The 26,605-nt window shown below is 31.8% G+C and carries 23 protein-coding genes; 19 read left to right on the top strand and 4 right to left on the bottom strand.

The genetic code is table 11. From position 1 onward, the window contains the following. Positions 1–2: 2 nt before the first annotated feature. Both galK and NLG42_RS05170 read right to left on the bottom strand, forming a co-directional pair. Positions 3–1,163 (bottom strand): galactokinase, encoded by a 1,161-nt coding sequence (gene galK, locus NLG42_RS05165; protein ID WP_257683169.1) that lies wholly within the window; start codon positions 1,161–1,163, stop codon positions 3–5. A 24-nt stretch (positions 1,164–1,187) separates the two neighbouring features. Further along, positions 1,188–2,243 (bottom strand): aldose epimerase family protein, encoded by a 1,056-nt coding sequence (locus NLG42_RS05170; RefSeq protein ID WP_257683170.1) that lies wholly within the window; start codon positions 2,241–2,243, stop codon positions 1,188–1,190. A gap of 102 nt (positions 2,244–2,345) precedes the next feature. Here NLG42_RS05170 and NLG42_RS05175 point away from each other — a divergent pair, with 102 nt between their 5' ends. Beyond that, on the top strand, positions 2,346–3,344 hold the full coding sequence (locus NLG42_RS05175; RefSeq protein WP_089058901.1) for a substrate-binding domain-containing protein: 999 nt from the start codon (positions 2,346–2,348) through the stop codon (positions 3,342–3,344). Between the two features lie 298 nt (positions 3,345–3,642). Here the strand turns inward: NLG42_RS05175 and NLG42_RS05180 are convergent, their stop codons facing one another. Continuing rightward, on the bottom strand, positions 3,643–4,332 hold the full coding sequence (locus tag NLG42_RS05180; protein WP_089053606.1) for an NUDIX hydrolase: 690 nt from the start codon (positions 4,330–4,332) through the stop codon (positions 3,643–3,645). Between the two features lie 833 nt (positions 4,333–5,165). On the opposite strand from NLG42_RS05180, the gene NLG42_RS05185 reads away from it, so the two are divergent. The 6 genes from NLG42_RS05185 (at position 5,166) to NLG42_RS05210 (ending at position 12,382) form a co-directional block, all read left to right on the top strand. Then, positions 5,166–6,857 (top strand): ribulokinase, encoded by a 1,692-nt coding sequence (locus NLG42_RS05185; protein ID WP_257683171.1) that lies wholly within the window; start codon positions 5,166–5,168, stop codon positions 6,855–6,857. Then, on the top strand, positions 6,841–7,542 hold the full coding sequence (locus tag NLG42_RS05190; RefSeq protein WP_089058903.1) for an L-ribulose-5-phosphate 4-epimerase: 702 nt from the start codon (positions 6,841–6,843) through the stop codon (positions 7,540–7,542). The genes NLG42_RS05185 and NLG42_RS05190 overlap by 17 nt, the downstream gene beginning before the upstream one ends. 164 nt (positions 7,543–7,706) lie before the next feature. Next, on the top strand, positions 7,707–9,215 hold the full coding sequence (gene araA / locus NLG42_RS05195) for an L-arabinose isomerase (RefSeq protein WP_257683172.1): 1,509 nt from the start codon (positions 7,707–7,709) through the stop codon (positions 9,213–9,215). A 106-nt stretch (positions 9,216–9,321) separates the two neighbouring features. Continuing rightward, the gene (locus tag NLG42_RS05200; protein WP_257683173.1) at positions 9,322–10,500 is read left to right on the top strand and encodes an aldose epimerase family protein; all 1,179 of its coding nucleotides are present in this window, start codon (positions 9,322–9,324) and stop codon (positions 10,498–10,500) included. 275 nt (positions 10,501–10,775) lie between these two features. Beyond that, positions 10,776–11,234, top strand: a complete 459-nt coding sequence (locus NLG42_RS05205; protein WP_257683174.1) for an OsmC family protein — start codon at positions 10,776–10,778, stop codon at positions 11,232–11,234. 935 nt (positions 11,235–12,169) lie between these two features. Continuing rightward, entirely contained in the window at positions 12,170–12,382 is a 213-nt protein-coding gene (locus NLG42_RS05210) for a hypothetical protein (RefSeq protein ID WP_144336598.1), read from the top strand. Positions 12,383–12,788: 406 nt separating this feature from the next. Here NLG42_RS05210 and NLG42_RS05215 read toward each other — a convergent pair whose 3' ends face one another. Further along, entirely contained in the window at positions 12,789–13,406 is a 618-nt protein-coding gene (locus tag NLG42_RS05215) for a recombinase family protein (protein WP_257683175.1), read from the bottom strand. Between the two features lie 286 nt (positions 13,407–13,692). Between NLG42_RS05215 and NLG42_RS05220 the strand changes: the two genes are divergently transcribed. The 12 genes from NLG42_RS05220 (at position 13,693) to NLG42_RS05275 (ending at position 26,562) form a co-directional block, all read left to right on the top strand. Then, on the top strand, positions 13,693–14,424 hold the full coding sequence (locus NLG42_RS05220) for a S1 family peptidase (RefSeq protein WP_257683176.1): 732 nt from the start codon (positions 13,693–13,695) through the stop codon (positions 14,422–14,424). Positions 14,425–15,057: 633 nt separating this feature from the next. Continuing rightward, positions 15,058–16,602 (top strand): recombinase family protein, encoded by a 1,545-nt coding sequence (locus NLG42_RS05225; protein WP_257683177.1) that lies wholly within the window; start codon positions 15,058–15,060, stop codon positions 16,600–16,602. 162 nt (positions 16,603–16,764) lie between these two features. Next, positions 16,765–17,988 carry a site-specific integrase gene (locus tag NLG42_RS05230; RefSeq protein ID WP_257683178.1) on the top strand — a complete coding sequence of 408 codons (1,224 nt, stop codon included), beginning with the start codon at positions 16,765–16,767 and terminating at the stop codon, positions 17,986–17,988. Continuing rightward, positions 17,976–19,355 (top strand): hypothetical protein, encoded by a 1,380-nt coding sequence (locus NLG42_RS05235; protein WP_257683179.1) that lies wholly within the window; start codon positions 17,976–17,978, stop codon positions 19,353–19,355. Before NLG42_RS05230 ends, NLG42_RS05235 begins: the two co-directional genes overlap by 13 nt. Positions 19,356–19,491: 136 nt before the next feature. Next, positions 19,492–19,773: a helix-turn-helix domain-containing protein gene (locus tag NLG42_RS05240; protein ID WP_257683180.1), complete on the top strand. Its 282-nt coding sequence runs from the start codon at positions 19,492–19,494 to the stop codon at positions 19,771–19,773. A gap of 326 nt (positions 19,774–20,099) precedes the next feature. Further along, the gene (locus tag NLG42_RS05245) at positions 20,100–21,263 is read left to right on the top strand and encodes a VapE domain-containing protein (RefSeq protein WP_257683181.1); all 1,164 of its coding nucleotides are present in this window, start codon (positions 20,100–20,102) and stop codon (positions 21,261–21,263) included. Between the two features lie 336 nt (positions 21,264–21,599). After that, a complete protein-coding gene (locus NLG42_RS05250) occupies positions 21,600–22,463 on the top strand; it encodes a toprim domain-containing protein (RefSeq protein WP_257683182.1) in 864 nt (287 codons plus the stop codon). Positions 22,464–22,468: 5 nt separating this feature from the next. Further along, positions 22,469–22,720 (top strand): hypothetical protein, encoded by a 252-nt coding sequence (locus tag NLG42_RS05255; RefSeq protein ID WP_257683183.1) that lies wholly within the window; start codon positions 22,469–22,471, stop codon positions 22,718–22,720. A 207-nt stretch (positions 22,721–22,927) separates the two neighbouring features. After that, a complete protein-coding gene (locus NLG42_RS05260; RefSeq protein ID WP_257683184.1) occupies positions 22,928–23,245 on the top strand; it encodes a plasmid mobilization protein in 318 nt (105 codons plus the stop codon). Beyond that, complete coding sequence (locus tag NLG42_RS05265; RefSeq protein ID WP_257683185.1) at positions 23,229–24,308, top strand: relaxase/mobilization nuclease domain-containing protein; 1,080 nt, start codon at positions 23,229–23,231, stop codon at positions 24,306–24,308. Before NLG42_RS05260 ends, NLG42_RS05265 begins: the two co-directional genes overlap by 17 nt. Next, positions 24,305–24,640 (top strand): hypothetical protein, encoded by a 336-nt coding sequence (locus NLG42_RS05270; RefSeq protein WP_257683186.1) that lies wholly within the window; start codon positions 24,305–24,307, stop codon positions 24,638–24,640. Before NLG42_RS05265 ends, NLG42_RS05270 begins: the two co-directional genes overlap by 4 nt. Before the next feature lie 2 nt (positions 24,641–24,642). Continuing rightward, positions 24,643–26,562, top strand: a complete 1,920-nt coding sequence (locus NLG42_RS05275; RefSeq protein ID WP_257683187.1) for a type IV secretory system conjugative DNA transfer family protein — start codon at positions 24,643–24,645, stop codon at positions 26,560–26,562. Positions 26,563–26,605 lie beyond the last annotated feature (43 nt).

A 26,605-nucleotide genomic window follows, 5' to 3' on the forward strand; every position in this document is an offset into this window, starting at 1 on the left:
ATTTAAAGTAATGTTGTTCCGTTTGAGATTTTTACGTCGTAAAATTTTAATTCAATCCCAAATGTATTTAAATAAAGATTCGAAAACTTACTTTTCACCTCATTTTCATGACCTTTTTTAATTAAATTAATGGTGCATCCGCCAAAACCGCCGCCCATTAAGCGAGAACCAATTATATTATTGTCAGCTTTTGCCGTATCAACAAGCATATCTAATTCGGCACAGCTTACTTCATATTCTTGTGATAAACCGTAATGTGTTTCAAAAAGCAATTGTCCTAATTCTTCTATATTACCTTTGTCCAGCGCTTCGCAGGCTTTTATAACGCGATTAATTTCTTTTACGACATAATGAACTCTTTTAAAAACAGTTTCATTCATTTTGTCCTGAATACTTAAAAGTTGTTCTTCGGTACAATTTCTAAAACTTTTTACTTCAGGAAAATGACTTTTAATTATTGACAATCCTTGCTCACACTCTATTCTGCGTGTATTGTATTCAGATGTAAAAAGAGAATGTTTAACATTGCTGTCAAATAAAACCAAAGAATAATCTTTAAAATCAGCATTATGATAATGATAATCTAATGTGTTGCAGTCTAATTGAATAACTTTGTTTTCAAGACCAAGTACACTTGAAAACTGATCCATTATACCACAATTAATTCCCACCCAGTGTTCAGCTTTTTGTCCTAATAATGCTATGTCTACTTTTTCAATTTTTAAATCGAAAAGCTGTTTAATTCCGAAAATCATTCCACATTCTAAAGCTGCAGATGAAGATAATCCTGAACCAACAGGGATATTACTGCTGAAAGCACAGTTGAAACCTTCAAATGAAAAGCCATTATCTTGCAGCTGTTTAATAACGCCTCGAATATAATTTGTCCAGACAATGTCGTTTAATTTTACTTCCTGAGTTAAATCAATTTCAAATTCTTCATTTAAGTCGATGGCAATTATTTTTGATTTTTTGGAATTGTTTTTTTCCAAAGCAAAGCAAATTACTTTGTCAATTGCAGCAGGTAAAACGTAACCATCATTATAGTCAATATGTTCGCCGATAATGTTGATTCTTCCTGGAGAAAGCACTATTTTTTCTGGTTTAGTTCCAAAAGATTTTTCAAAAAAAGCAGTGGTGTGTTTTATTAAAATGTCATTCATTATAATGTAATTGGTTTACCGTTTTTAGTTAAAAATTTCAAATTTATAAACGGTTTCTTGATTATATATTTCACCTTTCCTTAAAACCGAATTAGGAAAATGTGCTTGGTTGGGGGCATCTGGAAAATTTTGAGTCTCAAAGCAAATACCACTTGTTTTATGGTAAACAGCTTCGTTTTTTCCTTTTAAAATGTCAAAACAATTACCACCTACATATATATGTACACTTGGCTGATTTGTATAAACGCTCATTTTTAGATTGTTTTTTGAACTAAATAAAGATGCTGTAGGATTATTGGTTTGATTGATAACAAAAGAATTATCGATTGAAGCCGGGCAGTTTTTTTCAGTTCTAAAATCAAATTCATGATTATTAAGATCAATAAATTTTCCAGTTGGAATATTCTCTTGGTCAGTCTCCAGCATTTTTTCGGCAGCAATAAAAACTTTTTGATCCAGAACACTGCCATCGTGACCATCTAGATTAAAATAACTATGATGCGTTAAATTTATAACGGTATCTTCTGTAGAAATTGCTTTATAATTTAATTTAAGCTCATTATCTTCTGTAAGCGTGTAAGTTAGGTCAACTTGTAATTCTCCGGGATAATTTTCATCAAGATCTTCACTTAAAAGACTAAATGTTATCGACGGATTTTCATTAGAAGTTTGACTGGTAACATTCCATATTTTTTTTCCAAAACCAATATTTCCGCCATGTAAAGAGTTTCCGTTATTGTTTTTTGTTAATTGGTATGTATTTCCATTTAAAGAAAAAAGTCCTTTATGAATTCGTCCCGCATAACGGCCAACCGTTGTTCCAAAATAAGGAGCGCTTGGTAAATTATAAGATTCTAAATAAGACTTTGGAGAGTCAAATCCCAAAACAACATCAACAATCTCGCCTTCTGAAATTGGAATCTGAAGAGAACTTACAGTTGCACCATAATTTAAAATCTCAACCTTCATTCCGTTTTTATTCGATAATTCGAAAGAACGAATTTTTTCGATCTCTGGTCCAAAATCAGAAAAATCGGCACTAGAAGTTTCTTTACTATGTGATTTGTTTATTGTTTTCATTAAAATTTTAGAAAAATGAAAGTCAAAAATAAAAACATTCTTTATTTTTGCATACCGGTACCTACCAGTTTTTGTGTAAATTTTTAAAGATCTTTATTTTATATGAACATTATTTCGATTCAAAACAACATTGGTCTGCCAAAATATAAGCAGATTATTCTTTCAATTGAAAAAGCAATTGAAGACGAAAAACTGGTTAAAGGTGACAGGCTGCCTTCTGTAAATAAAGTTTGTCTGGCATTTTCATTATCCCGAGATACCGTTTTGTTAGGATATGAAGAACTCAAAAAAAGAGGTATTATTTATGCTATTCCTGGAAAAGGATACTACGTTAAGAGTGTAGAAATCACGATTAAGCAGAAGATTTTTTTGTTGTTTGATGAATTGAATATTTTCAAGGAAGATATCTACAACTCCTTTTTAAACAATATTGGAAAAAATGTTCAGGTGGATATTTACTTTCATCATTTTAATAATGTTGTTTTTCAGAAATTGATTAATGACAGCAATGGGAATTATACGAAATACATTTTAATGCCAACAAATTTAAAAGATATAGTTGGTTCTATAAAAACCCTACCAGTGGGTGATGTTATTATACTGGATCAGACAAACGCAGACTTAAAATCGTATCCTGCAATTTATCAGAATCACCAAAAGGATATTTTTGAAGGATTAGAGAGGGGAAAAGAACGTTTGGCTAAATATCAGAAATTGATTTTGATTTTTCCAGGTTTCCGAGAGCCAATAGGAATGAAAATGGGTTTTGAAGATTTTTGTACGGCACATAATTTTGAATCTGAAGTTATTGCCGAATTTACAAATAGAAAGATAAATGCAGGAGATTTGTACATTATACCTAATGATCGTGATTTGGTTCGGGTAATAGAAAGTGCGAGAGATCAAAATTTAAAACTGGGAACAGATTTTGGAATTATTTCTTATAATGAAACTCCTTTGAAAAAAGTTGTAGCCAGCGGAATTACAACAATCTCTACTCATTTTGAAGCGATGGGAAAAATTTTGGCAGAAATGGTCTTGAAAGGAAAAAAGGAGCAAATCGAAAACAAGTCCTCTTTAATAATGCGAAATTCTTTGTAGTAACTTATTAATGAATTTAACGTGTAGTTATTCATTGTATAGTTAAATCCTTCATTTGATTAAAAACTCTTTTATTAATTAATAAAAAAAATAAAGATGTTATTTTTTGTTTTTGAAGAATTATTTTGCTTACATTTGCAAATGTAAATTTTACACTTATTAATGTTTTAGCAGTTAGTGTTCATAATAACAGCTAAATACAAAGGTTAAAAGATAATAATTTTGTTTATTTTTTTTAATAGTAGTTTTATTGAAGAAAAAACCCTGAAAATTGTGGAATTTCAGGGTTTTGTTTTTTTTATAAATTCAGAACGAAATCATTAAGTAATTTCTCTTCGTATTTTTCTTTATTAAAAGTGTACAAATACGATCCTTTTCTGGACGACTGCATGTCTTTCTCTTCAAGTTTATTTAAAATCTCAAGAGAGTTTATTTTACTAATGAAATTTCTTTTGTCTAATTCCTTACTTAAAATAGCTTCATATAATTCTAAAAGCTGACGCATGGTGAATTTTTCTGGAAGCAATTCAAAACCAATTGGTTTTATCGAAGTTTTATATCGCAGTCTTTTTATCGCATTTTGAACCATTTCGTTGTGGTCAAAAATTAAATTTGGCGCATCGTTAATTGGGAACCATTCGGCATGATAATTTTTAATTAGTTCAGCATTATGGTTTTCGATATTAATCAAGGCAAAATAAGAAACAGAAATGGTTCTTTCGACAGGATCACGATCAATTTCGCTGTAAGCATACAGCTGCTCCATATAAATATCGTTTAAACCAGTGTACGTATTTAATATTCTAATAGCTGCATTATCTAAAACTTCATCGCGTTTTAAAAACCCTCCAATCAAGGACCATTTTCCTTTTTCAGGTTCAAAATCTCTTTTGATTAAAAGTATTTTTAGACCTTCACTGTCGAATCCAAAAATAATACAATCTACCGCTAGTAAAACCTTATCGGCAGAGCTATAACTGTTTAGCATATTTAATAATTTATTGGTAAAGATATAAACTTCCTAAATTGTTTCATAACTTATTAATGTAACATTTACACTTATGTAAAAATAATACTAAAAGTATGAAATCACTATAATTTATTTTGGTATCTATAAATAGAATACAATTTCTCAATTTATTATTCTTTTTATTACCAAAATCAGGATCAAAGGTAAAAACATTTTTAAAAGAGAATTCGTATCAAGATGGATATTTTATTTTTAAAAATTCAAACCGTCAAAAAAAGCTGCAAACCCCCAGTATTTATTAGTTTTTTGTGGAATTTATAATTTTTAAACTTTTTATGAAAGCTGAATTAAAGTAAAAAAGCCGTTTGTTTAGGATAGTTTTCAAAAGCATAATTACGAAATCTGTTTTTTGCAACCAGTTGTTTTAGAATTTTAATTTGTTTTTGAGACTATTTTTTATTTAAATTTACAAATGTCAAAGAAACACTTATTTAAGATTTCAAGTGAAAAAAAGACAAAACTAAAAATGATCTCGATTGTAAAATAGAAGAAATAGAAATCAATTTTTCTGTCTTTTTAGGTTTTGGTTTTAGAATAAAAGTAAGTTAAAAAAGAAAAAAATCGGATAAAATAGAGTTAGAAAAGCAGGTTGTGCTTTGCAGTTTTAGGTTTTAAGATGAGATAATCGCAATAGAATAAATGTTATTTGAACGTTTATTTTGTCTTTTTCTTCTAAAGAACTGTTTTAGTGCAATATCTGTAAAAAAAGACTGTATCTTTTTTATTAAGTGTTTTTTGTACACTTATAAATATTTATAAGTATATTTGTCACCATTAAAAATAAATTTCGAATGAAAAATTACGTAATAGGATTAGACTATGGAACAGATTCTGTTCGAGCGGTGCTTATAGATTCTGAAAATGGGCAGGAACTAGCATCGAATGTTTCTCATTACAAAAGATGGAAAAATAAGCAGTATTGCGACGCCTCTATAAATCAATTTCGTCAGCATCCTTTAGATCACATCGAAGGATTAGAAATCACGATTCAAACTGTTATAAAAGAAAGTAAAGTTGATCCTTCATTAGTGAAAGGAATTTGTATTGATACAACAGGATCTTCTCCAGTTCCAGTTACAAAAGACGGAACTCCATTAGCATTAACAAAAGGTTTTGAAGAAAATCCAAATGCTATGATGGTTTTATGGAAAGATCATACTTCGATAAATGAAGCAAACGAAATCAATGAACTGGCAGTAAGCTGGGGCGGAGAGGATGTTACAAAATATGTGGGCGGAATTTATTCATCAGAGTGGTTCTGGGCAAAAATTCTTCACATTGCAAGACAAGATGAAGCGGTTCGAAATGCAGCGTACACTTGGATGGAACACTGCGATTTAATGACGTATTTATTAATCGAAAATAAAGATTTAAAAACATTCAAAAGAAGCCGTTGTGCTGCGGGTCACAAAGCCATGTGGCATACAGACTGGAACGGACTTCCGCCAGTTGAATTTTTAGAAAAATTACATCCGTATTTAGCGCAGCTTCGCGGTAATTTATACGATGAAACCTATACATCAGATTTATCAGCAGGAAATTTAAGCAAAGAATGGGCAGGTCGTTTAGGACTTTCAACAGATACAGTTGTAGCCGTTGGAACTTTTGATGCACATTCTGGAGCTGTCGGTGCTAAAATTGGCGAGAATACTTTAGTTCGTGTAATGGGAACTTCAACTTGTGATATTCTAGTTGGTTCTTATGATGAAGTTGGAACAAAAACTGTTCGCGGAATTTGCGGACAAGTAGATGGTTCTGTAATTCCAGGATTTATTGGTCTTGAAGCAGGACAATCTGCTTTTGGAGATTTATTGGCTTGGTACAAGGAATTATTAATGTGGCCGACAGAACATTTATTAACAGCTTCAACTGTTTTAAATGATGCTCAAAAAGAACAATTAAGAGAAGAATTCAGCGATAAATTAATTGTAGAATTAACGAAAGAAGCGGAAAAAATTCCAGTTTCAGAAAGTCTTCCAATTGCCTTGGACTGGATCAACGGACGCAGAACTCCAGATGCGAATCAGGAATTAAAAAGTGCGATTTCAAATCTTTCTTTAGGAACAAAAGCACCTCATATTTTCAAAGCTTTAGTAAACGCAATTTGTTTTGGAGCCAAGAAAATTGTAGATCGTTTTGAAGAAGAAGGTGTAAAAATAGACAGCGTAATCGGAATTGGCGGTGTTGCTCGTAAATCTCCTTTTATTATGCAGACTTTGGCAAACGTTTTAAACAAGCCAATTAAAATTGCAGCTTCAGACCAAACTCCGGCTTTAGGAGCGGCGATTTACGCAGCTGTTGCAGCAGGAATTTATCCAAATGTAATCGAAGCAAGCCAAAAAATAGGAAGCGATTTTGACGGAGAATATTTCCCTCAATTAGATAAAGTGGCTGCGTATAACAAATTACTTATTGCTTACGATCAATTAAGTGCTTTTGAAGATCCATCTATTAAAATTAAAGAAAATGAGTTCTCAATATAAAGATTTAAAACAGGAATGTTACGAAGCCAATATGCAATTAAATGCATTGAATTTGGTTGTCTACACTTTTGGGAATGTGAGCGCTGTTGATCGAGAAAATGGTGTTTTTGCCATTAAACCGAGCGGCGTTCCTTACGAAGATTTAAAACCCGAAGATATCGTAATTGTTGATTTTGACAATAATGTTATCGAAGGAACCATGCGTCCGTCATCAGACACCAAAACGCATGCTTACTTATATAAAAACTGGCCAAATATTGGAGGAGTTGCGCATACACACGCAACGTATTCTGTGGCTTGGGCACAATCGCAGCGAGATATTCCAATTTTCGGAACAACACATGCAGATCACTTAACAGCAGATATTCCGTGTGCTCCGCCAATGGCTGATTCGCTTATTGAAGGAAACTACGAACACAATACCGGAATTCAGATTTTGGATTGTTTCAAAGAAAAAAATCTTTCATACGAAGAAGTAGAAATGGTTTTGATTGGAAATCACGGTCCATTCGCTTGGGGAAAAAATGCAGCAAAAGCAGTTTATAACAGTAAAGTTTTAGAAGTTGTAGCCGAAATGGCGTACCTGACTTTGCAAATAAACCCGAATGCACCAAGATTAAAAGATTCATTAATAAAGAAACATTACAATCGTAAGCACGGAAAAGATTCGTATTACGGACAATAGAAATTTTGTTTCAGGTTTCAGGTTTTCTTTGTTTCAAGTTGTTGGAACGTAACTTGAAACCTGAAGCCTGAAACTTGAAACAAATAATAAATAACAAAAGTTTTCGGCATTTTAAGAACATGAAACTTGAAACAAAGAAAACTTGAAACAAAATAAATAACAAAATGATAGACATTTCTCAAAAGGAAGTTTGGTTTGTAGTAGGAAGCCAGGAATTATACGGTGAAGAAACATTAAGAAAAGTAGCAGAACATTCACAAATCATTGCAAAAGGATTAGATGCTTCATCTTCAATTCCTGTAAAAGTGGTTTACAAAGATGTGGTAAAATCTCCATCTCAAATATTAGATGTTTGTTTGGCGGCGAATTCAGAAAAAAACTGTATCGGAATTATTGCTTGGATGCACACTTTCTCTCCAGCTAAAATGTGGATTGGCGGTTTGAGTATTTTGAAAAAACCATTGTGTCATTTACATACACAATACAATGCTGAAATTCCGTGGGGAAGCATCGATATGGATTTTATGAACTTGAACCAATCGGCTCACGGAGATCGTGAATTTGGTTTCATCATGTCAAGAATGCGCAAAAAGCGTAAAGTTGTAGTTGGGCATTGGGAAGATGAAAGAGTTCATAAAAAAATAGGAATTTGGTCAAGAGTTGTTCTTGGATGGGATGAACTTCAAAATCTAAAAGTAGCTCGTATTGGAGACAATATGCGTGAAGTTGCCGTTACAGATGGTGATAAAGTAGAAGCTCAGATTCGTTTCGGAATGTCGGTAAACGGATACGATTCTTCAGATGTGACAAAACATATCGAAAAAATAACAGAGAAAGAATTAGCTGATTTATTAGCGGTTTACGAACAATCATATACTTTGACTGATTCTTTAAAAGAGGGCGGAGCACAAAGAAGTTCTTTGGTTGAAGCAGCAAAAATCGAATTAGGTTTGAGAGCTTTCCTTGAAGAAGGTGGTTTTGGCGCTTTTACAGATACGTTTGAAAATCTTGGCGCTTGGAAGCAATTACCAGGAATTGCAACACAAAGATTAATGGCCGACGGTTATGGTTTTGGAGGTGAAGGAGACTGGAAAACGGCTGCAATGGTAAGAGCTTTAAAAGTTATGAATATTGGTCTTGAAGGCGGAACTTCTTTCATGGAAGATTATACGTACCACTTCACACCACAAAAATCATATGTTTTAGGATCACATATGTTAGAAATTTGTCCTTCTATTGCTGACGGAAAGCCTTCTTGTGAAGTGCATCCTTTAGGAATTGGCGGAAAAGAAGATCCAGCTCGTTTAGTATTTAATTCTCCTGCCGGAGATGCAATCAATGTTTCTTTGGTTGATATGGGAACGCGTTTCCGTTTAATTGTAAACGAAGTTGAAGCGGTTAAACCATTGGCTGAATTACCAAAATTACCAGTTGCCAGAGTTTTATGGGATTGTAAACCAAACCTTGATATTGCAGCAACTGCTTGGATTTTAGCAGGTGGAGCTCATCACACTGTTTACAGCCAATCGATAACAACTGAATATATGGAAGATTTTGCGGATATCGCAGGAATCGAATTATTGGTTATTGATGAAAAAACGACTGTTAGAGAGTTTAAAGACAAGATTAATGCGAATGAAGCTTATTTTCATTTGTTTCAACATGGACTTTAATTATAGGTACAAAGGTTCAAAGAGGCAAAGGTTCAGAGGTTTTAATTTTGTTGTTTTTGATTTTTTCATATCTTACATTTCACTTTTACAATTAAAAAAAATATTTATGAATGTATTAAAACGTTGTGTTTTTGGAATCGGCCTGTTAAGCCTGGCTTTAGTTTCAGTTCAATGCAAAAGCGATAAAAAAATGGATGCTACAGTTTCAGATCAAAAAGCAGCAGTAACGATTGAAAAATCATCTTACGGAACAACTGCAAAAGGGGAAAAAATCGACAGTTACAAGTTGAAAAACCAAAACGGAATGGAAGTAGATATCATCACTTTTGGTGGTATTATTACTGATTTGAAAGTTCCCAATAAAGAAGGTGTTTCTGAAAATGTTGTAATTGGATTTAATTCTTTGGCACAGTACGAAAAAGAGAATCCATTTTTTGGAGCTTTAATTGGAAGATATGGAAACCGAATTGCGAAAGGAAAATTTTCTTTGGATGGAAAAGAGTATCAATTAGCTATAAATAATGCGCCAAATGCTTTGCACGGAGGACCGAATGGTTTTTTTAAAGTGGTTTGGAAGGCAGATGAGGTTAAATCTGGAGAAACAGCTTCATTAAAATTAGCATATTTAAGTAAAGATATGGAAGAAGGTTATCCTGGAAATTTACAAGTTTTTGTGACTTATACATTGACAAATGATAATCAATTAGAAGTTTTGTATGAAGCAGCAACTGATAAGAAAACGGTTGTAAATTTAACGCAGCATTCGTATTTCAATTTATCTGCAGATTTTTCTAAAACAATCTTAGATCACGAATTGACATTAAATGCGGATAAAATTGTTCCAGTTGATGCGACTTTAATTCCAACTGGAAAATTGGAAGATGTTGCTAATACACCTTTTGATTTTAGAACACCAAAATTGGTTGGTAAAGACATCGAAGCTAAAAACGAACAATTAGAAAGGGGAAAAGGTTACGATCACTGTTGGGTATTGAACAATCCTGAAAAAGGAAAAACAATTATTGCAAAAGTATATCACGCACCAAGCGGAAGAGTTTTAGAAATGACAACTGATGAACCTGGAATTCAGTTTTACTCAGGAAATTTCCTTGACGGAACTTTGCCAACTCGCGACGGAAAAACATACGGACACAGAACGGGATTATGTCTGGAAACAGAGCATTATCCAGATTCTCCAAATCAGAAAAATTTCCCAACAACGGTTTTAAACCCGGGAGAAAATTATAAAACTAAAACTACTTTTAAATTTTCAGTAAAGAAATAGTTTTGGAATTTGTTAATTAGTTCAGTTCTCTAAAAACCTCGAAAGTATTGCTTTCGAGGTTTTTTTATGAAAGTACTAGTAGAAACAAAGAATTTGCTCATTTTTGTCATTTCGATCCCGAAGCCTCGGGAGAGAAATCTCCGCGAGTAACTCGCCAAAGATTTGAGAATTCCTTTGCGGAGCTTCTTATGAAGATTTCTCTCCCGATAACTACCAGGATTACTAGACTAATTGATCCGAAAAAGAAAAAACTTAACTTAGCAATAAAAAGGAAAATGAAACATTTATTTAAGGCAGAATTAAACTGGACTTCAAAAAAAGAAGAAAATCCAACTTCAAAAACTTACGATAAAAGTCATCAAATTAAAATTGAGGGCAAGCCAGTTTTGGTTGTTTCTGCAGCAAAAGCATTCAAAGGAGATCCCGCATTATATAATCCTGAAGATTTATTGTTAAGCAGTTTGGTTTCCTGCCATATGATGTCGTACTTATATGTTTGTTCTCAAAACGGAATAGAAGTTCTCGAGTATATAGACAACGCCGAAGCAACGCTTGAAGTTTCTACAGATGGAAGAGGACGTTTTGTTGAGGTTTGTTTAAAGCCAAAAGTAAAAATCTCAAATCCAAGTCAAATTGAATTGGCTTTAGAGTTGCATTTTAAAGCAAACCAATTGTGTTTTATAGCAAATTCGTGCAATTTTCCTGTTTTGCATGATGCGAGTTGTGAGGTTTGAATCATATAAGTGATGTAAGTTCATTTAAATAAAGAGCTTTAAACGTGAAGTAATATTTTCTTATATGACTTATATGGTTTAAAAAATACCATAAAAAAACCTCTTCATTGCTGAAGAGGTTTTACGTACCATTTACGGTTGAATTGTCGAATTTATTCGTTGAAGATTTGAAGAAACTTTCACATGCATACAAGCTATTGACTAGAGATAACAACTACTAGAACAATACGGTCACTCTGACCAATAAAATATTCACACAAACTATTTACAATTTATTCCAACTCAATTATGATTGTGGATAAATATTTTATGTCCGAAGGAACTTTTCCAATTCTCGGACATATTTATAATAAAATAACATATCAAAAGGGAATTTAAGCAGTTCCCTAATAGATATGATGCGTTTAATAAGAAACTAAAATGCAACAAAATGAATACGTAACAGTAAAAGAAATTAGTACAAAATATGAAATGTGTACTAGAAATGTTAGAAGAATAATCAGTAGTCTAACAGACAATTGTAGCGAAGCTATGCTATACAAGAATAAAAATGGTGAATGGATGGTTCACCATTTATTGGTGCCGAAGTTCAAACCTCAACGAACTAGAAAGAACAAATACTATGCTCTCAGCATCGACCCGTGTACAGATTATAGTAAATCTGACATCGATGTGGTGATGAAATTTGCTTATGAACAAATGGGTGACGATGTACTAGAGATTAATTATGTAGTAGAGCAAAAGAAGAGCAACAACCGAAATCACTTACATTGTTATGTAAAATGCTCAAATAAGAAGAAACTAATCAATTGCTTCAAATTAGGATTCAGTCAAATAAGCTATCATGAGAGTGTCGTCTTCGACTTAAACGGTTGGAAGGATTACATAAAAAAGGACGGTGGCCAGATAATAACGTTAAAAAAATTAAACTAAACATGATAGAAATTAAAGACTTTAAGTACAATCCAAAGCTTCGTAAGATGTTGGTGAATTACTGCGTTAGAACTTATGAAGAAGATGCGATTTTAGATGATTGGCATTTGATTCAGGAGTATAATCTTTTGAAAGAGAATAACGAGCTCCATTTTCTTTTTGAGGAGGAGTATTTGATAAATTACCTAAAGGATGGAAGCAATAGCAACGGATGATAAAATTAGGTTAAAGCAAATGCAAATCTCTATTGAGAACGAACCGCATCGAAAACAAGAGTTACAAAAACAGTTACAGAAGTTACAATTGGAAAAGGAAATCGAGCAGATAAAGAAGAGAATAGAGCAGTTGGGGTGACGCACCCCGTCCTGCTATTTGGCAACATGTAGCCTCGTTACCGCCTAGCATTTTTTGTTTTTTTTGGTTTGAAATAGTGCGGGTTCGAATAGGTGCTCGAATTTTTTTTCAGATTTAATGTTCCTAATTGTACCTAGATTAGCCTGTATTTGCTCTACAGGTGTATCCGAAAAAACTGGCTGTAGGGCTTAGAAAAAGGCATTACAATCATGTAGTGCGTCAATGTTTTACAAAAAATCCTCTCATAATCTGGGAGGATTTTTTTTGCTATGCCACCATTTTTTTGATTTTTTGCACAGTACCGCTACTTTTTCCAGTTAGTTTCATGGTGTTACGGACTGATTGACCTTGCTTTAGAAATTTCACAATATCTGCATGTTCGGCTATTAGTTGCTTCGGCTCTTTCTCTGAGCCAACTTTGCGTCCTAGCTTTCCTCCATCACGGATAAATTTGTCACGACCAGAGTTCAGACGTTCCTTAATCATCGATAATTCTAGGCTTGCGAAAGTCGATGCAATGCTAAGCATTGTTTGAACCATTCCGTTAATTTCTCCCGATGGTAGAAGAGTATGCAGTTTGAAATTATCGATAATGATATTAATTTTGTTTTCGTTGCATTTTTCCAAGAAAAGAGCAAATGATGAGATTTTACGAGATATACGTGAAATTTCGATGGCGATTACATGTTGCACACCATTTTTAATAGCATAATCCAAAATCTCAGCATTTACCTCATCATTTTTGGTTCCAGACTTGTAGTAAGTAAACTCTTTGACGATTTCATACTGATTTCCGTAATTAGAAATTAGCTCTTGAGATTGACGTGTAACGTCTTGACGATTCTCATTTGTTGAACAACGGGATATGATGATTGCTTTTTCCATATTCCAAAAGTCCAGGTATTTCGGCACATGGCAAAATAAATCAAAGAATATTTTCGATACGGTATATTGTATTATTTAATGTAGGCAATAGATATATTTTGATACAGTTGAGTAGTTGATACATTATTATATAGAATAGCTAAATTATTTAATTTTATGAGTTTTGTTTCTTACATTTGGTAACTCAAACATATGAATGTTTATGTAAGAATGAGTCATGCTAATTTAAGAAATGCCTAAAATGAAAAAAACTATAATTATATTATTAATATTTTCAAGTTTTAATATGAATTCACAAGAAAATAAAGGAGCAATGATTTTAAATGCGGACCAATTAGCGATTACTGTATTAAATTTTAGAAAACTAGTAAGTCCAAACAATGAGCAAGTTGGCACGGGAAGTTTTATATCAAAAGATGGTAAGCTATATATAGTCACGGCTTCACATGTTGCCAAAATTATGGATTCGTCATCTCAGATTATAATTCAAGGCGAAAACAATAAGCCAATAAAATTAGATTTAACACAATTAGCGAATCCAATTAAATGGATTCATCACAATGAAGCTGACTTATCTGTATTAGAACTGAATCCATCTCAAGAAATAATAATGAAATATCTTCAAAAAAGATTTGTTCCTTACGAATTAATTGATACGGATAAAAAAGCAATTTCTAGGAATACTCAATTAACCATAATTGGTTTCCCTTTAGGTTTAGGAGCAAGCGAGTTTTTCTCACCTCTTACTTATAGAACATTTGCGTCAAGCGGTTTAATCTCATTAAACAGATTTGATTTGAATACACCTCAGACCTTTATAATATTGGAAAATCCTAGTATAGGAGGATATAGTGGTGGACCTGTTTATGATTTGTCAATAATTGAATCGGGCAATATGCAAATGACAGGTAGCGGTACAAAATTACATGGATTTATACACGGAACATTATCAGATAATACAGGTGGAAAACTTGCGGCGGTAACTCCGTCTTATTATTTATCTGATTTGATAAAATAAACTACCAACAATCAAATTTTGCAGACATAGTTTTTTTGGCAGTAATTTTTTCATGACTATAAATGATTCAAATTGAAACTTTTATAGTCATATTTCAAGTTGCAAATATCAAATTAAATTCGTACCTTTGAATTAGTTTAATTAAAAAGCCAAAAACTGGCTCCTAATAGTCGGGACTTTTTAACAATATTACTCAAAACCGCATGAGGGCAGTTTTACTGTTTAGACGATAACTTATATTTCCACTTTGTTCTTCAAAAAGTGGTTTCAGCACAAACACAAAATCACATTCTAGGCATTTATGCCTAATCAGCTATTTGTTTCATTTCGTTTGAAACGAAACTTCTATGCACAAAATTTATCTAAATCGGATTATGAGACAGATTTGGACAAGGTCTTGCTGTGACCAAAAATAAAGAGAATTCCACCGTCAAATTAAAAAATCGGAAAATGACGACTGAGAAACAAAGTGTTAAGTCTAACTGAATGCAAAAAAATATTAAATAAAAAAGGAATAAGCTATACAGATGCAGAAATAGAAATAATCAGAAATGTACTGTATAAACTGGCAGAGGTGTGCCACAATCAGCTCAACAATAAAATCAAAGAATAAAAGATATAAAAGAATAGAACATGGAAAATTCAAAAACAAACGTAGTTATTTACTGTCGTGTAAGTACAGACGAACAAGCTCAAAAAGGTTTTAGCTTGGATTATCAAGAAGAATCATTAAAGATGTACTGTGATTCAAGAAGCTATAATATTCTTAAGGTCTATAGGGAAGACCACTCTGCGAAGAACTTCAATAGACCCGAATGGTCAAAATTGAGAACTTATGTAAAATCCAACAAGAAAGAAATACATAAGGTGCTTTTTGCTAAGTGGGATAGGTTCTCAAGGAATGTGGAGCAAGCTTTGACTGTGTTGAGAGAGTTCGATTCGATAGGTGTAGAGCTAAATGCGACTGAGCAATACTTAGATACCAGTAACTCTGATAATAAAATGGTGCTAGCTATTTATCTAACTGCTGGTGAGGTCGAGAGAGATAAAATTTCTAGCAGAACAATTGCGGGTACTTATCAGGCGAAAAGAGATGGCTATTTTGCAGGAAAAGCTCCGTTTGGGTATGATAATATTAGGGATGAGCAAAAAAAATCCACTCTTAAGCCTAATGATAATGCTTGGTTGGTGAAGCGAGCATTCAAAGAGGTTGCTATGGCAATAGAGCCTGTTGAGACGATAAGGAAAAAGCTAAGGCAAGATGGAATGGAGTTAAAGAAAAGTGCTTTCAGCGAGCTTCTTAAGAACATTGTGTATATAGGAAAGATAAGAGTTCCTGAATTTAAGAAGGAGCCAGCAATGGTAGTTGACGGTAAACACGAAGCTCTAATTGATTTGGAGACGTTTAATAAGGTTCAAGCTGTATTTAGGGGAAAAAGATGGCATGGTATCAAGCCAAGTCATAAGAATCATGACTTTCCAATGCGTGATTTTCTAACTTGTAAGGTTTGTGGTGGTCAGATAACTGGTAGTAATTCTACAGGTAGGACAAAGAAATACGCTTACTACCATTGCAGGAATAAATGTGAAACAAGAGTTTCGGTTCATGGTGCTCATCTTAAAATCGCAAATATTCTGACTGGTTTGCAGATAAATGACAATATCAAAGAACTGTTTTCGGTTGTTTTAAAAGATTCGGAGTCTCAAATCAATGGTGACAAGAGTAATCAGCTGGAAATGAAATTTGAGGCTCAAAGAGCTTTAAAGTCTCAAATTGAAAATGCGGAGGATAAGCTTATAAGCGGTGACATTAGCAAAGAAAGATTCGAAAGTATAATTGAACGTATCAATGGAAAGTTAAGTGTTGTGAACAATGAAATTGAGGTTCTTAGTGCCAAGACGGATTCAATGAAACCGTTTGTGGATTCAGGTCTTGAGTTACTTGCTAACATGGATAGGTTGTTCCTTAATGGAGATTATGATGGTAAAAGAATTGTAGCGGGTTCAATTTTTACTCAAAAACTAATTTTTGGAAATGATGATTGTCGAACCACTCAAGTGAATGAAGTAATCAACGTTTTGACTAGAAATAGCAAGGGTTCGGAAAGGCTTAAAAAAGAAAAAGCTGTCAAAAATGACAGCTTTTCCGTTAAAGTACCCGGAGCCGGAGTCCGTTAATACTTTAGTTATTTTTACCTGTCTTTAGTGTTCTTTTTATTGCTATATTTGAGATAGATATAGTGCGGAAAGGATTTTTTTCTTAGTTTTTTCAACTTTTAAAATCAAAATAAACCACCTTTTTAGCCACCCTTTATTATAATTTAATCCGTTTTAGCTAGAATGAAAGTGATTTTTGAACTAAGGAAAGAGAAAATAACATCAAATGGACTAATCCCAATTCAGTTTGTTGTTAGAGCTGAAGGAATTAGAATAAGAAAGAATGTAGGGGTTAGTACCAAAGAAATCTATTGGACAGGCTCTAGAATAAAACCTAATCTAAAAAAAGAAGAGTCTAATAATTATCAATTCATTAATGATGAATTACAAAGAATTGAATCGAAAGTAAATGATATTTTTTTCTTTTTCAGGGCAAATAAGATACCTTTCTCAAAAGAAAATTTCTTGGAGCAGTATGAATCTAAAGAAACCAAAATAAACTCTGAATTTGATTTTTTTGAATGTTTTGATGAATATTTATTATCGGGTTCATTATCCAAAGCCTATAACACAATAAAGGCGCAGAAAACAATAAAAGGTTATTTACAATCTTTTCAGAATGAAACAGGGTTCAATATTTCATTTAATAAAATTGATAATATTTTTTATGAAGAATTAATGAAATATTCTTTTTTCGAGAAGAAGATTAAGAATAACTATTTCGCAAAGATAATAGCCGTTTTAAAATCCTTTTTAAAGTGGTGTACAGACAAAGGTTACAACAATCTTAGAGAATTCGAGAAGTTTAAAGGAATAGAGCATGATGTAGATATTATTTATCTTACGCATGATGAATTAATGCAGTTGTATAATTATGACTTTGAAAATTCAAGACTAAACCACACTAAAGACTTTTATTGTATGGGTTGCTTTACTGGACTTCGATTTTCCGATTTGTCGCAGTTACATCAAGCAAATATTACAGAAACTCATATTAATATCTCAATTCAAAAGACAAAAACTCAAAACCACATTATAAGACTGAATAAGTTTTCTAAAGAGATATTAGATAAATATCAAGGAACAATCTATGAACCATTGCCCTCTATATCAATGCAAAAATTTAATGATTACATTAAAGAATGTTGTCAGATAGTTGGAATTGATAAACCGACAACAATAACAGGATTCGTAGGAACAAAGAAAATTCAGAATACCTTACCAAAATATCAGTTGATTACTAGTCATACTGCACGAAAGACATTTATAACCAACTCTTTATTACTTGGTATGGAGCCAAAAGCAATTAAAAAGATTGCAAATATTAAAAAAGACGCTGTTTTAGATAAGTATCTGAAAATTACCGAAGAATACACTGATGAACAAATGGACAAATGGAACAAGTAAGACAATCCTTCTTTTTTAATCACGCTATAAAAGACAATTCTTTTATGGAAAGTTTTGATTCTTATTCTTCAAAATTTCCCGAAGATATTAGGCAATTAAATTTTTATATAGACAATACTTTTTTAGATCCATATTCAAGGGTATTTCTACTTATAAGGATATATGAGCAATTTATTCAAAAACATAAAGAATTACTTTCTGAAAAGGACAAGCATATAAAATCTGTTTTTTATGAAATACTCAAAATCGGTAATTTTGGTTTTAGATATAAAATAAAAAGCGAAAAAGATTTAATCGTATTACTAAATATTAGTATTCCTTTGTTTATAAATTATCAATTGCGCTCAATCGTTCAAAGGAAGGAGTTGTCAAAACTATTATATGGTACAATTCAACCACTTAATAATCAATGCTTTTTAATTAATGATTTTGAATTATTATGCTTGTCTCATTTTATTTTGACCTCTCACCAATTAGAGACTATTTTAATTAACGATATTACGAATATTAACAAGGAACTTTCAGAGCATGAGTACAAAGAGAAAGTAACAGATTCTTCAATATTATTGATAAAGCTTGAAGCTAGTGAGAGAGAAGCATCAATAAGAACTAATATCGATGTTTTTTGTATTTATTATATGGACTATTATATGGGGCGCTTTATGAGCAGTTCTATGGATTCTTGTTGGGATACTGATTGGAATGGTGATTGGGGAAATTATGACGCCGAGTATGAAGACAAATTCCATGATAAAGAATTAACTTATGATAATTCATATGAACAACAAATTCCGGAGTTATTTCAAACCTATTTTTTAAATAGAGGGAAAATAGACGAATTAGATCACAGGTTTGTTATCGATATTCCTAAAATAATCGGTACTAAAAGTGAAGAAAAACAAAAAAACGTGTTTTTAGAATCTGAAATATTTAAAAAATCAATCCAATCTAAAATTACGATTCATTCAACTTTCAAGTTAGCAGATAAAATATTTAAGAAATACTTCGAGCTTAATTTACCGAAGAATAGATATAAAGTAATCTATCCTAATTTTAGATATTTTTTAAAAGAATTGTTTAATAATGATATTATAAATAAGGATTTAAAAAAAGTTGAATTAGATGAATTAGAAGTGAAAAACTTAATTGGCTTTTTCAGCGAGTATAAATCAACTAATACTGCTACAAATTTATTCACCTATGAAGTGATTAATCTAATAACTTTTCTAGAACACATTACAGGATTAGAAGCTAAAATTTCTACATGGGATAAAGCACATAGAGATAAAAAAAGTAAACTAAATAAAGATTGTAAAAGAGAGATAAACACCATTTTGGATCAATATCCGAGAGATAAAAAATGGTAATTTATAACCAATTAATAGTCAGCTTACTACAAGTGATTTAAATCCGTTTTTTAGCGGATTTTTTTTTGCCCTATTGCTTTTCTGAATTTTACAGTATTAAAAAAATCGTTAATACTAACTAAAAATAAGTAAAGCTATGTCGGTACTATTGTATTCCCACAGTAAACAAGATTTAGAAAAAGTTGTAGAAATAATCCTTAGTAAAGTACAGAATTTTCAACTTTCGAAATCTTCAAATGAGTCTCAAAAAGAAGATTTAATTTCTCAACAAGAAGCCTGTAAATTTTTACAAAAGTCTCTTCCAACTATTATTACCTGGAGAAAAGAGAAAGGGTTACCTCATTATGACTTTAATGGACGCTTTTTCTATTCTAAGAAAGAACTTCTGGAATATGGAAAAAAGCATAATCACAAATAAATATTTACTCGCTAATCATTTTTTATGGATACTAAAACAATCAAATTATCAGTACTTGTAAGCGTATTTCTTTCACTTGCAATAGTTCAAATTTTCTTCTTGTTTAACTATGAATATAAGCCTTTTCCCTTAGTGCCAGCATTTGTAATGCTTCTGAACTGTATTGTTATTATTCTTTACGGAAAAGCTATCACGAGAAATTTAGAAAACCAGTAAAAGTAAAAAAGACGTAAAAACACCTCGCTAAAAGCTTTTTACGTCTATGATAATTTTCTAATTGAAGACGATGCAAATTTACGCAAAGTTTTCCATATAAACATATTACAATGGAAAATAAACAGGAAGAACCCAAAGAATTTGTACAGAATATATTTGATATGACAGAAATATATTTAGCCAAAAGATATATTTTTCGATACAATGAAATTGCACTAGAAATTGAATGTAAAAAAATAAACTCTGGCAAATGGGGAGCACTAAACGAGAATTCGTTATACATCGAGTTACAGAAAAAAGGAATAAAAATTTCTATAAATAATCTCTTAGCAATTTTACGCAGTGATTTCGTAACAAACTTTAATCCTATAAAAGAATATTTTTTATCACTGCCTAAATGGGATGGAACACCTCATATCGAGAAATTAGCGAGCTATCTAACAACTCTAGATAAAAAACAATTCGAATATCATTTTGTAAAATGGTGTGTACGAAGTGTGAAATGTGTATTCTTAGACGATTATTTTAACAAGCAGGCTTTTATACTGGTTCACAAAGGACAAAGTAGTGGAAAGTCAACTTTTTGTCGGTTTATGTGTCCTCCTGCATTGGCAAATTATATAGCTGAAGATATTAGTAGTGACAAAGATGCTAGAATTCTATTAGCTAAAAACTTTCTTCTAAATTTAGATGAATTAGCGGTTTTAAGTCGAAAAGAAATAAATCAACTAAAATCATATTTCTCAAAAACACATATTAACGAAAGACTTCCTTATGACCGTAAAAACAGCATCTTGTCGCGAGTATGCTCGTTTATTGGTTCAACCAATATGGCAACATTTTTAAACGATGAAACTGGGAGTGTTCGCTGGCTCTGTTTTGAACTCATAAAGCCAATAAACTTTGCCTATAAAACAGAAGTTGATATAAATGCCGTTTGGGCGCAAGCATATGCCTTGGCAATGAGTGATTTTGATTGCGAACTCACATTTCAAGATGTACAAGAGAATGAAAAGAGAAATTCTAAATACACAACATTGTCAGTAGAATACGAAATTATTAGTAAATATTTTCTAATTCCAGAAAAGAGTTCAGAAGAACAGTTCATGACTTCGAGCGATATCATGCATTATTTGTCTATAAAGTATCAGCGTTTAAATCATATTAACATTGGTAAGGCTATGATTTCTTTAGGTTTTGAGCGCATTAAAGATAAAGAAAGACGTGTTTACGGATATGCAGTTTCGGTTTTGCCATTATTTCCAACAAACTAAGAAAAATAGAAAAACTTGATTTCTTCTTACCTACTTACCCAAACTATTAAGAGCACCTTAAATCATTGATGTTTTCTTGGGTAACTTAAAATATAGATGTTCTTACCTAAAGTTACCCATCTTACCCAAACAAGATAAATTGAATATAATCAACAGCTTATAAGTTTTACGGGTAAGATAGGTAAGAAGAAAATAGATAGAAAAATACATTACCCTCCTTGCTATTACTGGGCTGGGTAAGTAGGTAAGATGAAATCGCAAAAAACAGTTTAGATTTTTTGCTTATGAAAAGAAAAAGACAAACTAAAATCAGTTTAACTCATAAAAAATACAGTTATGAATGCAATACAAGCCAGGGAAATTTCAATAGAAAAAGTACTTCAAAATTTAGGCTGTAAGCCTTTAAAATCAAACGAAAATGAATCTTGGTATCTAAGTCCGTTTAGGGTTGAGAAAACAGCTTCTTTTCACCTAAATAGAAAAATCAACCGATGGTTTGATCATGGCGAACAAAAAGGCGGAAATGTTATAGATTTTGTCATTGCAAAATTCGGATTTAATGTTACTGAAGCTTTGAGTTATCTAGAAAAATTTGATTCTTTTTTTTCTTTTCAAAAGCAAATTTTTGAAACGCCAGTTAAGGAGCAAAATAATGAGAACCATATCGAAAAAATAATACCAATTCAACATTTGGCATTAATCCAATATTTGAAAAGTAGAGGTATTGCCAAGGTTCAAACAGAGAGCAATTTAAAAGAGGTTCATTATACTATCAAGGATAAAAAATATTTTGCGATAGGATTTGAAAATAGAAGTGGTGGATTTGAGATTCGCTCTAAGTATGCGAAAATCTGTTTAGGCAAAAAAGATATCACTATTATTTCAAACCAATCTCAAAGATTAAGGGTGTATGAAGGCTATTTCGATTATCTCTCATTTATTCAAATCAGAGATAATAAAAAGCTGAACCAATCGGATTATCTCATTTTAAATTCTGTCTCATTGATTACTAAAAATATATCAGTTTTAGAAAACTACCAAACAATTGAATTGTATTTAGATAATGACACAACAGGAAATAAATACACAGAAATTATCAAAGAAGCTTTTCCAAATTCAATTGATTGTAGAGTAAAATATAAAGGATACAAAGACCTGAATGAGTGGTTTTCAATATGTGAATTAGAAATCAAATATTAGAAAAAATGGAACTAGCGAACATAAATATTTACATCCAAACTTTATTGATTGAGAATCTAAACTTCACGAATGAGGGGCTCAAAAACAATGAGAAATTGATTCGATTTGCTAATGATGTAATGAGGGATGACTTTTTAAAATTTATTATTGATGTGCAATGTACTGTCGATGAAAAAGCAATTGAAAACCCCGCTGGATATTTCATTGGAGCTATAAAAAATGAACTAAACCGAAGAGGTTTTCCAAAAGGAAAATAATCTAATTCCAAGATTTGACCGAATTTATATGCACATAGTGATATACGCAAAGTTTAGAATTTCAAGATTTGACCGAATTTATATGCACATAGTGATATACGCAAAGTTTAGAATTTCGAGAGGTGTTTTCCGCTATCGCTACAAACATTTCTCGCATTTTATCCCGATGGTCTCAAATGAAAAACACAACAATTAAAAATTATAATTATGAGTCAAGCAAGAACAAAAATTATAATGTTCAGAACTACAATTATTGAGAAAAAAATCATAGAAAAAAAAGCGAAAAACAGAAAAATGAATACCGCTAGTTTCTGTAGAATGGTAGCCTTAGAACGTAAAAACAAATCTGTTTTTACAGAAGATGAATTAAAAGCTTTTGAGAATCTGCATTACATACGAAATGCTTTTATCAAAATCAATAATCTTCTAAAAGATAAATCTTCTTTGTTTGCATCTGAAGTAATGAAAACGGTTAAAGAAACCGACTCAGTTTTAAAAATTTTTAGTGATGGTAGGAAAAGCTAAAAGTATAGCTCATACATCTAATGCTGTTAATTATGGAAAAGACAAACTGAATGCAGAAGAAATTTCAAGGCATAATGTAATTGGTAGTACTGGATTAGAAATTGAAAATGAATTTAAAGTCTATCAAAATCTAAATTTAAATACCAAAATGAATACTATTTCTATTGTATTAAGTCCATCTCCTGAAGACGGACGAAAACTCTCAAGAGAAGAATTTAAAGCTATTTCTGATGATTATTTAAAAAAAATGAATTTACAAGATCATCAACATGTTGCTTACGTTCATCGAGACACAGACCACACTCACATTCATTTGTATGTCAATAGAATAAATTCAAAAGGAGTAGCTTATAACGATTCATTTATCTCAAAAAGAACTCAGCAAAAGACTCATGAAATAGCTAAAGAAAGAGGTTTGGTATCTGCGAAAGAAGTTATGGCTTCAAATGATTTATTAAAGTCCAAAATTTTTGAAAAACATCTGGAAGTTTTAAAACAGCAACCTCAAAGTTTTCAAGATTATATCAAACAAATGGATTTGAAAGGATTAGAAGTAAAACCAACCATAAATAGACAAGGGCAGATTCAAGGATTTCGCGTGAGAGATTTAAATACTAACAAAGACTTTAAAGCCAGTGAGTGTCACAGGTCGATGAGCGCCAGTAATTTATTAAAAATAGGGATAAATAATGACCTTGGCTATAATGTCGATACTACTCTTAAACGCGCACAGGGTAAGCAGATATCAAAAAATCATTCCAATAAAAACTTAAGTAATATAATTCCAAAAGAAATTAAAAACCAAGTAAATCAATTAAGCAGGAACGGAACTAAATCAGTTGCTCAAGTGTTAGGAAAGCAAAAAATCACTAAAGAGGAATTCAAATATATAAAAGCTGTACAGAATCCACTGATAAAAGTCGAGATGAAAAATACTGAAAAAGAACGTTTAGACTCAGTTTCAAAAGACATTGAATACGCAAAAAACCTTCAAAAACTTGAAGATTCTTTAATTGAAAAACCAAACAATAATTTAAAACTAGAACAAGACTTCGGGATATGAGTAAAAACACAGAAATCATGATTGAAATCATGTCAGACAATACAGAGAAATTACAAAAAATGATTATTGAACAATCCAGTTTGACTAAAGAGCTTTCTCTGCAAATAGAAAAACTTGAAAAAATTGAAATACAACCAAGAACTGAGCGCCTTGAGGAAATAATATTGCACTGGAATAATCTTTTTACAGCTCAAAAAAATCAAATTCAAGAGTTGCAAAATAATCAAAATAACGAAAGTAAAAAGCAAAGATTAGGAACATACCTTTTATTGATTTTGGCAGTAATCTTAATGCTTTCAGTACTGCTAATATTAATATTTAAAAGAATATAATTATGAGTCATGGACCAACCGTTGGAGAAATGAATACTGAAATTGGTATTCTTCTCCGTATTTTAAAATTCATCTTACTTTTTACTATAATATCAACAGTAATACTTTTAGAAACTCATCTGCTTGTGTTTTCCGTAACTAATTTGTTTGTTGATTCTTATGATTTTCAGTTAAAAGAATTGAAGGGGCACTATATTCAAAATGGGTATAACAACTTTTTGTATCTATTTTCAAAATTCATAGCTAGTAAGATGCCATATTGGGCAAACTTTGGAGCAATTTCCCTTATTATTTCGGTAGTTTATGTTTCATTTTATCATGCTAAACAAAAACGATTCCCTAGAGTAATTATCAGTATAATAATTAACAATATTCTTATAGTTTTATTAATTGCCTTGTTAGGAAAATTATTAAGCGCTCTTATTGGAGATTTTGGGGTAATAATCTGTATAACTCCTATTCTTTATGCAGTTTATCTATTAAAGTTTAAGAACAGAAAGAAACCATCCCAAACCGAGAAATTCACTAAAGTTAAAGAAAAGTCTGAAAAAGAAGATGACGGTTTCACTTTTAAAACAAATAAGGGCTTAATAAGCTTAGATAATGCCTATAGAGGAATTTATGTGCAGGGAGGGGCTGGCTCTGGAAAAAGTGCTTCAATATTTGAAAGAATTATATTGCAATTATCGGAAAAACTATTTACGGGAATATGCTACGATTTTAAAGGGGACTTGACAGAAAAAGTTTACTTGAGCTATGAAAATTCTAGCATAAAAGTCAAAACCATTGATTTTAAAAATCCTTTACTCTCAGACAGGGTAAATGCTATACACCCCCAATATTTAACTAAATCAGCTATTGCAATAGAATATGCGCATGTAATCATTTCAAACCTATTGCCTGATAGCATCAAAAAGCAAGATTTTTGGAGCAATAATTCAAAAATGATTCTTGCAGGTGTAATATGGTATCTTCGAAATGAGCACCCAAAATGCTGCACTTTAGCACATACAATTTCATTGATTTTACATAATTCAGCTGATGATTTAATTCAAAAAGTGAGTCAAGATTATGAAGCAGGCGGAATGGTTGCCTCTTTGAGAGAAAGTATTACTAGAGGAGCCGAGCGTCAAGTGGCCGGAGTTTTATCGACCTTGCAAAATGCATTATCTACCCTTAATACCCCCGATATCTATTGGATTCTCTCAAGTAATGATGTTGACTTACATTTAAACAACAAGAAAAACCCTTCTTTTTTATGCATTATTAACGACAGTACATTGCCTACCGTCTACACTCCTGCAATATCGCTTATTATTTCGGTAGCACTTAGGCAAATGAATCAACCTAATCAGCAAAAATCAGTTGTATTGTTGGATGAGGCGCCCACGGTCTTTTTGCCCAATATTGAGCAACTCCCTGCCACTGCAAGAAGTAGTAAAATCGCTACAATATTTGGAGTACAGGATTACGCACAATTAGTTCAAAAGTATGGGGAAGATATATCGCAGGTAATAATTTCAAACTTAGGGAATCAATTCTTCGGAAGAACTACGAATTACAAAACTGCTGAAATGGTTCAAAATCTATTCAGTAAAAAAGATGAAGTATTTACATCTAAGAGTACAGGTGATGGTACAAGTGGAAAGTTTGTGCATTTAGGAAGTAATACCAGTTCAGGAACTAGCGAAAATATACAGGAACGAAATCGTGTAAAAATTAGCGACATAGTCAATTTAGCGCAAGGAGAATTCTATGGCATCATAGCGGAAGGAAATCCAAGAGAATTTTTAAAAACGAAGTTCTTAAAGGACGAGATAAAAGGAAAATATATCAATCAGAAAATCCCAATAAGCGAAAGTATGATGCAAGAGAATTACTTTAAAATCATTGCAGAATGCAAAGAAATTATATCAAGCTAAAAATAAGTATTCAAATCAATTTTTATAAATTAAAATCAATTAC

Source organism: Flavobacterium plurextorum, from assembly GCF_024638035.1.
GTDB classification, from domain to species: domain Bacteria; phylum Bacteroidota; class Bacteroidia; order Flavobacteriales; family Flavobacteriaceae; genus Flavobacterium; species Flavobacterium plurextorum.

Excerpts from the sequence above, each read along its gene's own strand:
- galK (WP_257683169.1), bottom strand. The coding sequence starts at position 1,163 with ATGAATGACATTTTAATAAAACACACCACTGCTTTTTTTGAAAAATCT.
- NLG42_RS05170 (WP_257683170.1), bottom strand. The coding sequence starts at position 2,243 with ATGAAAACAATAAACAAATCACATAGTAAAGAAACTTCTAGTGCCGAT.
- NLG42_RS05175 (WP_089058901.1), top strand. The coding sequence starts at position 2,346 with ATGAACATTATTTCGATTCAAAACAACATTGGTCTGCCAAAATATAAG.
- NLG42_RS05180 (WP_089053606.1), bottom strand. The coding sequence starts at position 4,332 with ATGCTAAACAGTTATAGCTCTGCCGATAAGGTTTTACTAGCGGTAGAT.
- NLG42_RS05185 (WP_257683171.1), top strand. The coding sequence starts at position 5,166 with ATGAAAAATTACGTAATAGGATTAGACTATGGAACAGATTCTGTTCGA.
- NLG42_RS05190 (WP_089058903.1), top strand. The coding sequence starts at position 6,841 with ATGAGTTCTCAATATAAAGATTTAAAACAGGAATGTTACGAAGCCAAT.
- araA (WP_257683172.1), top strand. The coding sequence starts at position 7,707 with ATGATAGACATTTCTCAAAAGGAAGTTTGGTTTGTAGTAGGAAGCCAG.
- NLG42_RS05200 (WP_257683173.1), top strand. The coding sequence starts at position 9,322 with ATGAATGTATTAAAACGTTGTGTTTTTGGAATCGGCCTGTTAAGCCTG.
- NLG42_RS05205 (WP_257683174.1), top strand. The coding sequence starts at position 10,776 with ATGAAACATTTATTTAAGGCAGAATTAAACTGGACTTCAAAAAAAGAA.
- NLG42_RS05210 (WP_144336598.1), top strand. The coding sequence starts at position 12,170 with ATGATAGAAATTAAAGACTTTAAGTACAATCCAAAGCTTCGTAAGATG.
- NLG42_RS05215 (WP_257683175.1), bottom strand. The coding sequence starts at position 13,406 with ATGGAAAAAGCAATCATCATATCCCGTTGTTCAACAAATGAGAATCGT.
- NLG42_RS05220 (WP_257683176.1), top strand. The coding sequence starts at position 13,693 with ATGAATTCACAAGAAAATAAAGGAGCAATGATTTTAAATGCGGACCAA.
- NLG42_RS05225 (WP_257683177.1), top strand. The coding sequence starts at position 15,058 with ATGGAAAATTCAAAAACAAACGTAGTTATTTACTGTCGTGTAAGTACA.
- NLG42_RS05230 (WP_257683178.1), top strand. The coding sequence starts at position 16,765 with ATGAAAGTGATTTTTGAACTAAGGAAAGAGAAAATAACATCAAATGGA.
- NLG42_RS05235 (WP_257683179.1), top strand. The coding sequence starts at position 17,976 with ATGGAACAAGTAAGACAATCCTTCTTTTTTAATCACGCTATAAAAGAC.
- NLG42_RS05240 (WP_257683180.1), top strand. The coding sequence starts at position 19,492 with ATGTCGGTACTATTGTATTCCCACAGTAAACAAGATTTAGAAAAAGTT.
- NLG42_RS05245 (WP_257683181.1), top strand. The coding sequence starts at position 20,100 with ATGGAAAATAAACAGGAAGAACCCAAAGAATTTGTACAGAATATATTT.
- NLG42_RS05250 (WP_257683182.1), top strand. The coding sequence starts at position 21,600 with ATGAATGCAATACAAGCCAGGGAAATTTCAATAGAAAAAGTACTTCAA.
- NLG42_RS05255 (WP_257683183.1), top strand. The coding sequence starts at position 22,469 with ATGGAACTAGCGAACATAAATATTTACATCCAAACTTTATTGATTGAG.
- NLG42_RS05260 (WP_257683184.1), top strand. The coding sequence starts at position 22,928 with ATGAGTCAAGCAAGAACAAAAATTATAATGTTCAGAACTACAATTATT.
- NLG42_RS05265 (WP_257683185.1), top strand. The coding sequence starts at position 23,229 with ATGGTAGGAAAAGCTAAAAGTATAGCTCATACATCTAATGCTGTTAAT.
- NLG42_RS05270 (WP_257683186.1), top strand. The coding sequence starts at position 24,305 with ATGAGTAAAAACACAGAAATCATGATTGAAATCATGTCAGACAATACA.
- NLG42_RS05275 (WP_257683187.1), top strand. The coding sequence starts at position 24,643 with ATGAGTCATGGACCAACCGTTGGAGAAATGAATACTGAAATTGGTATT.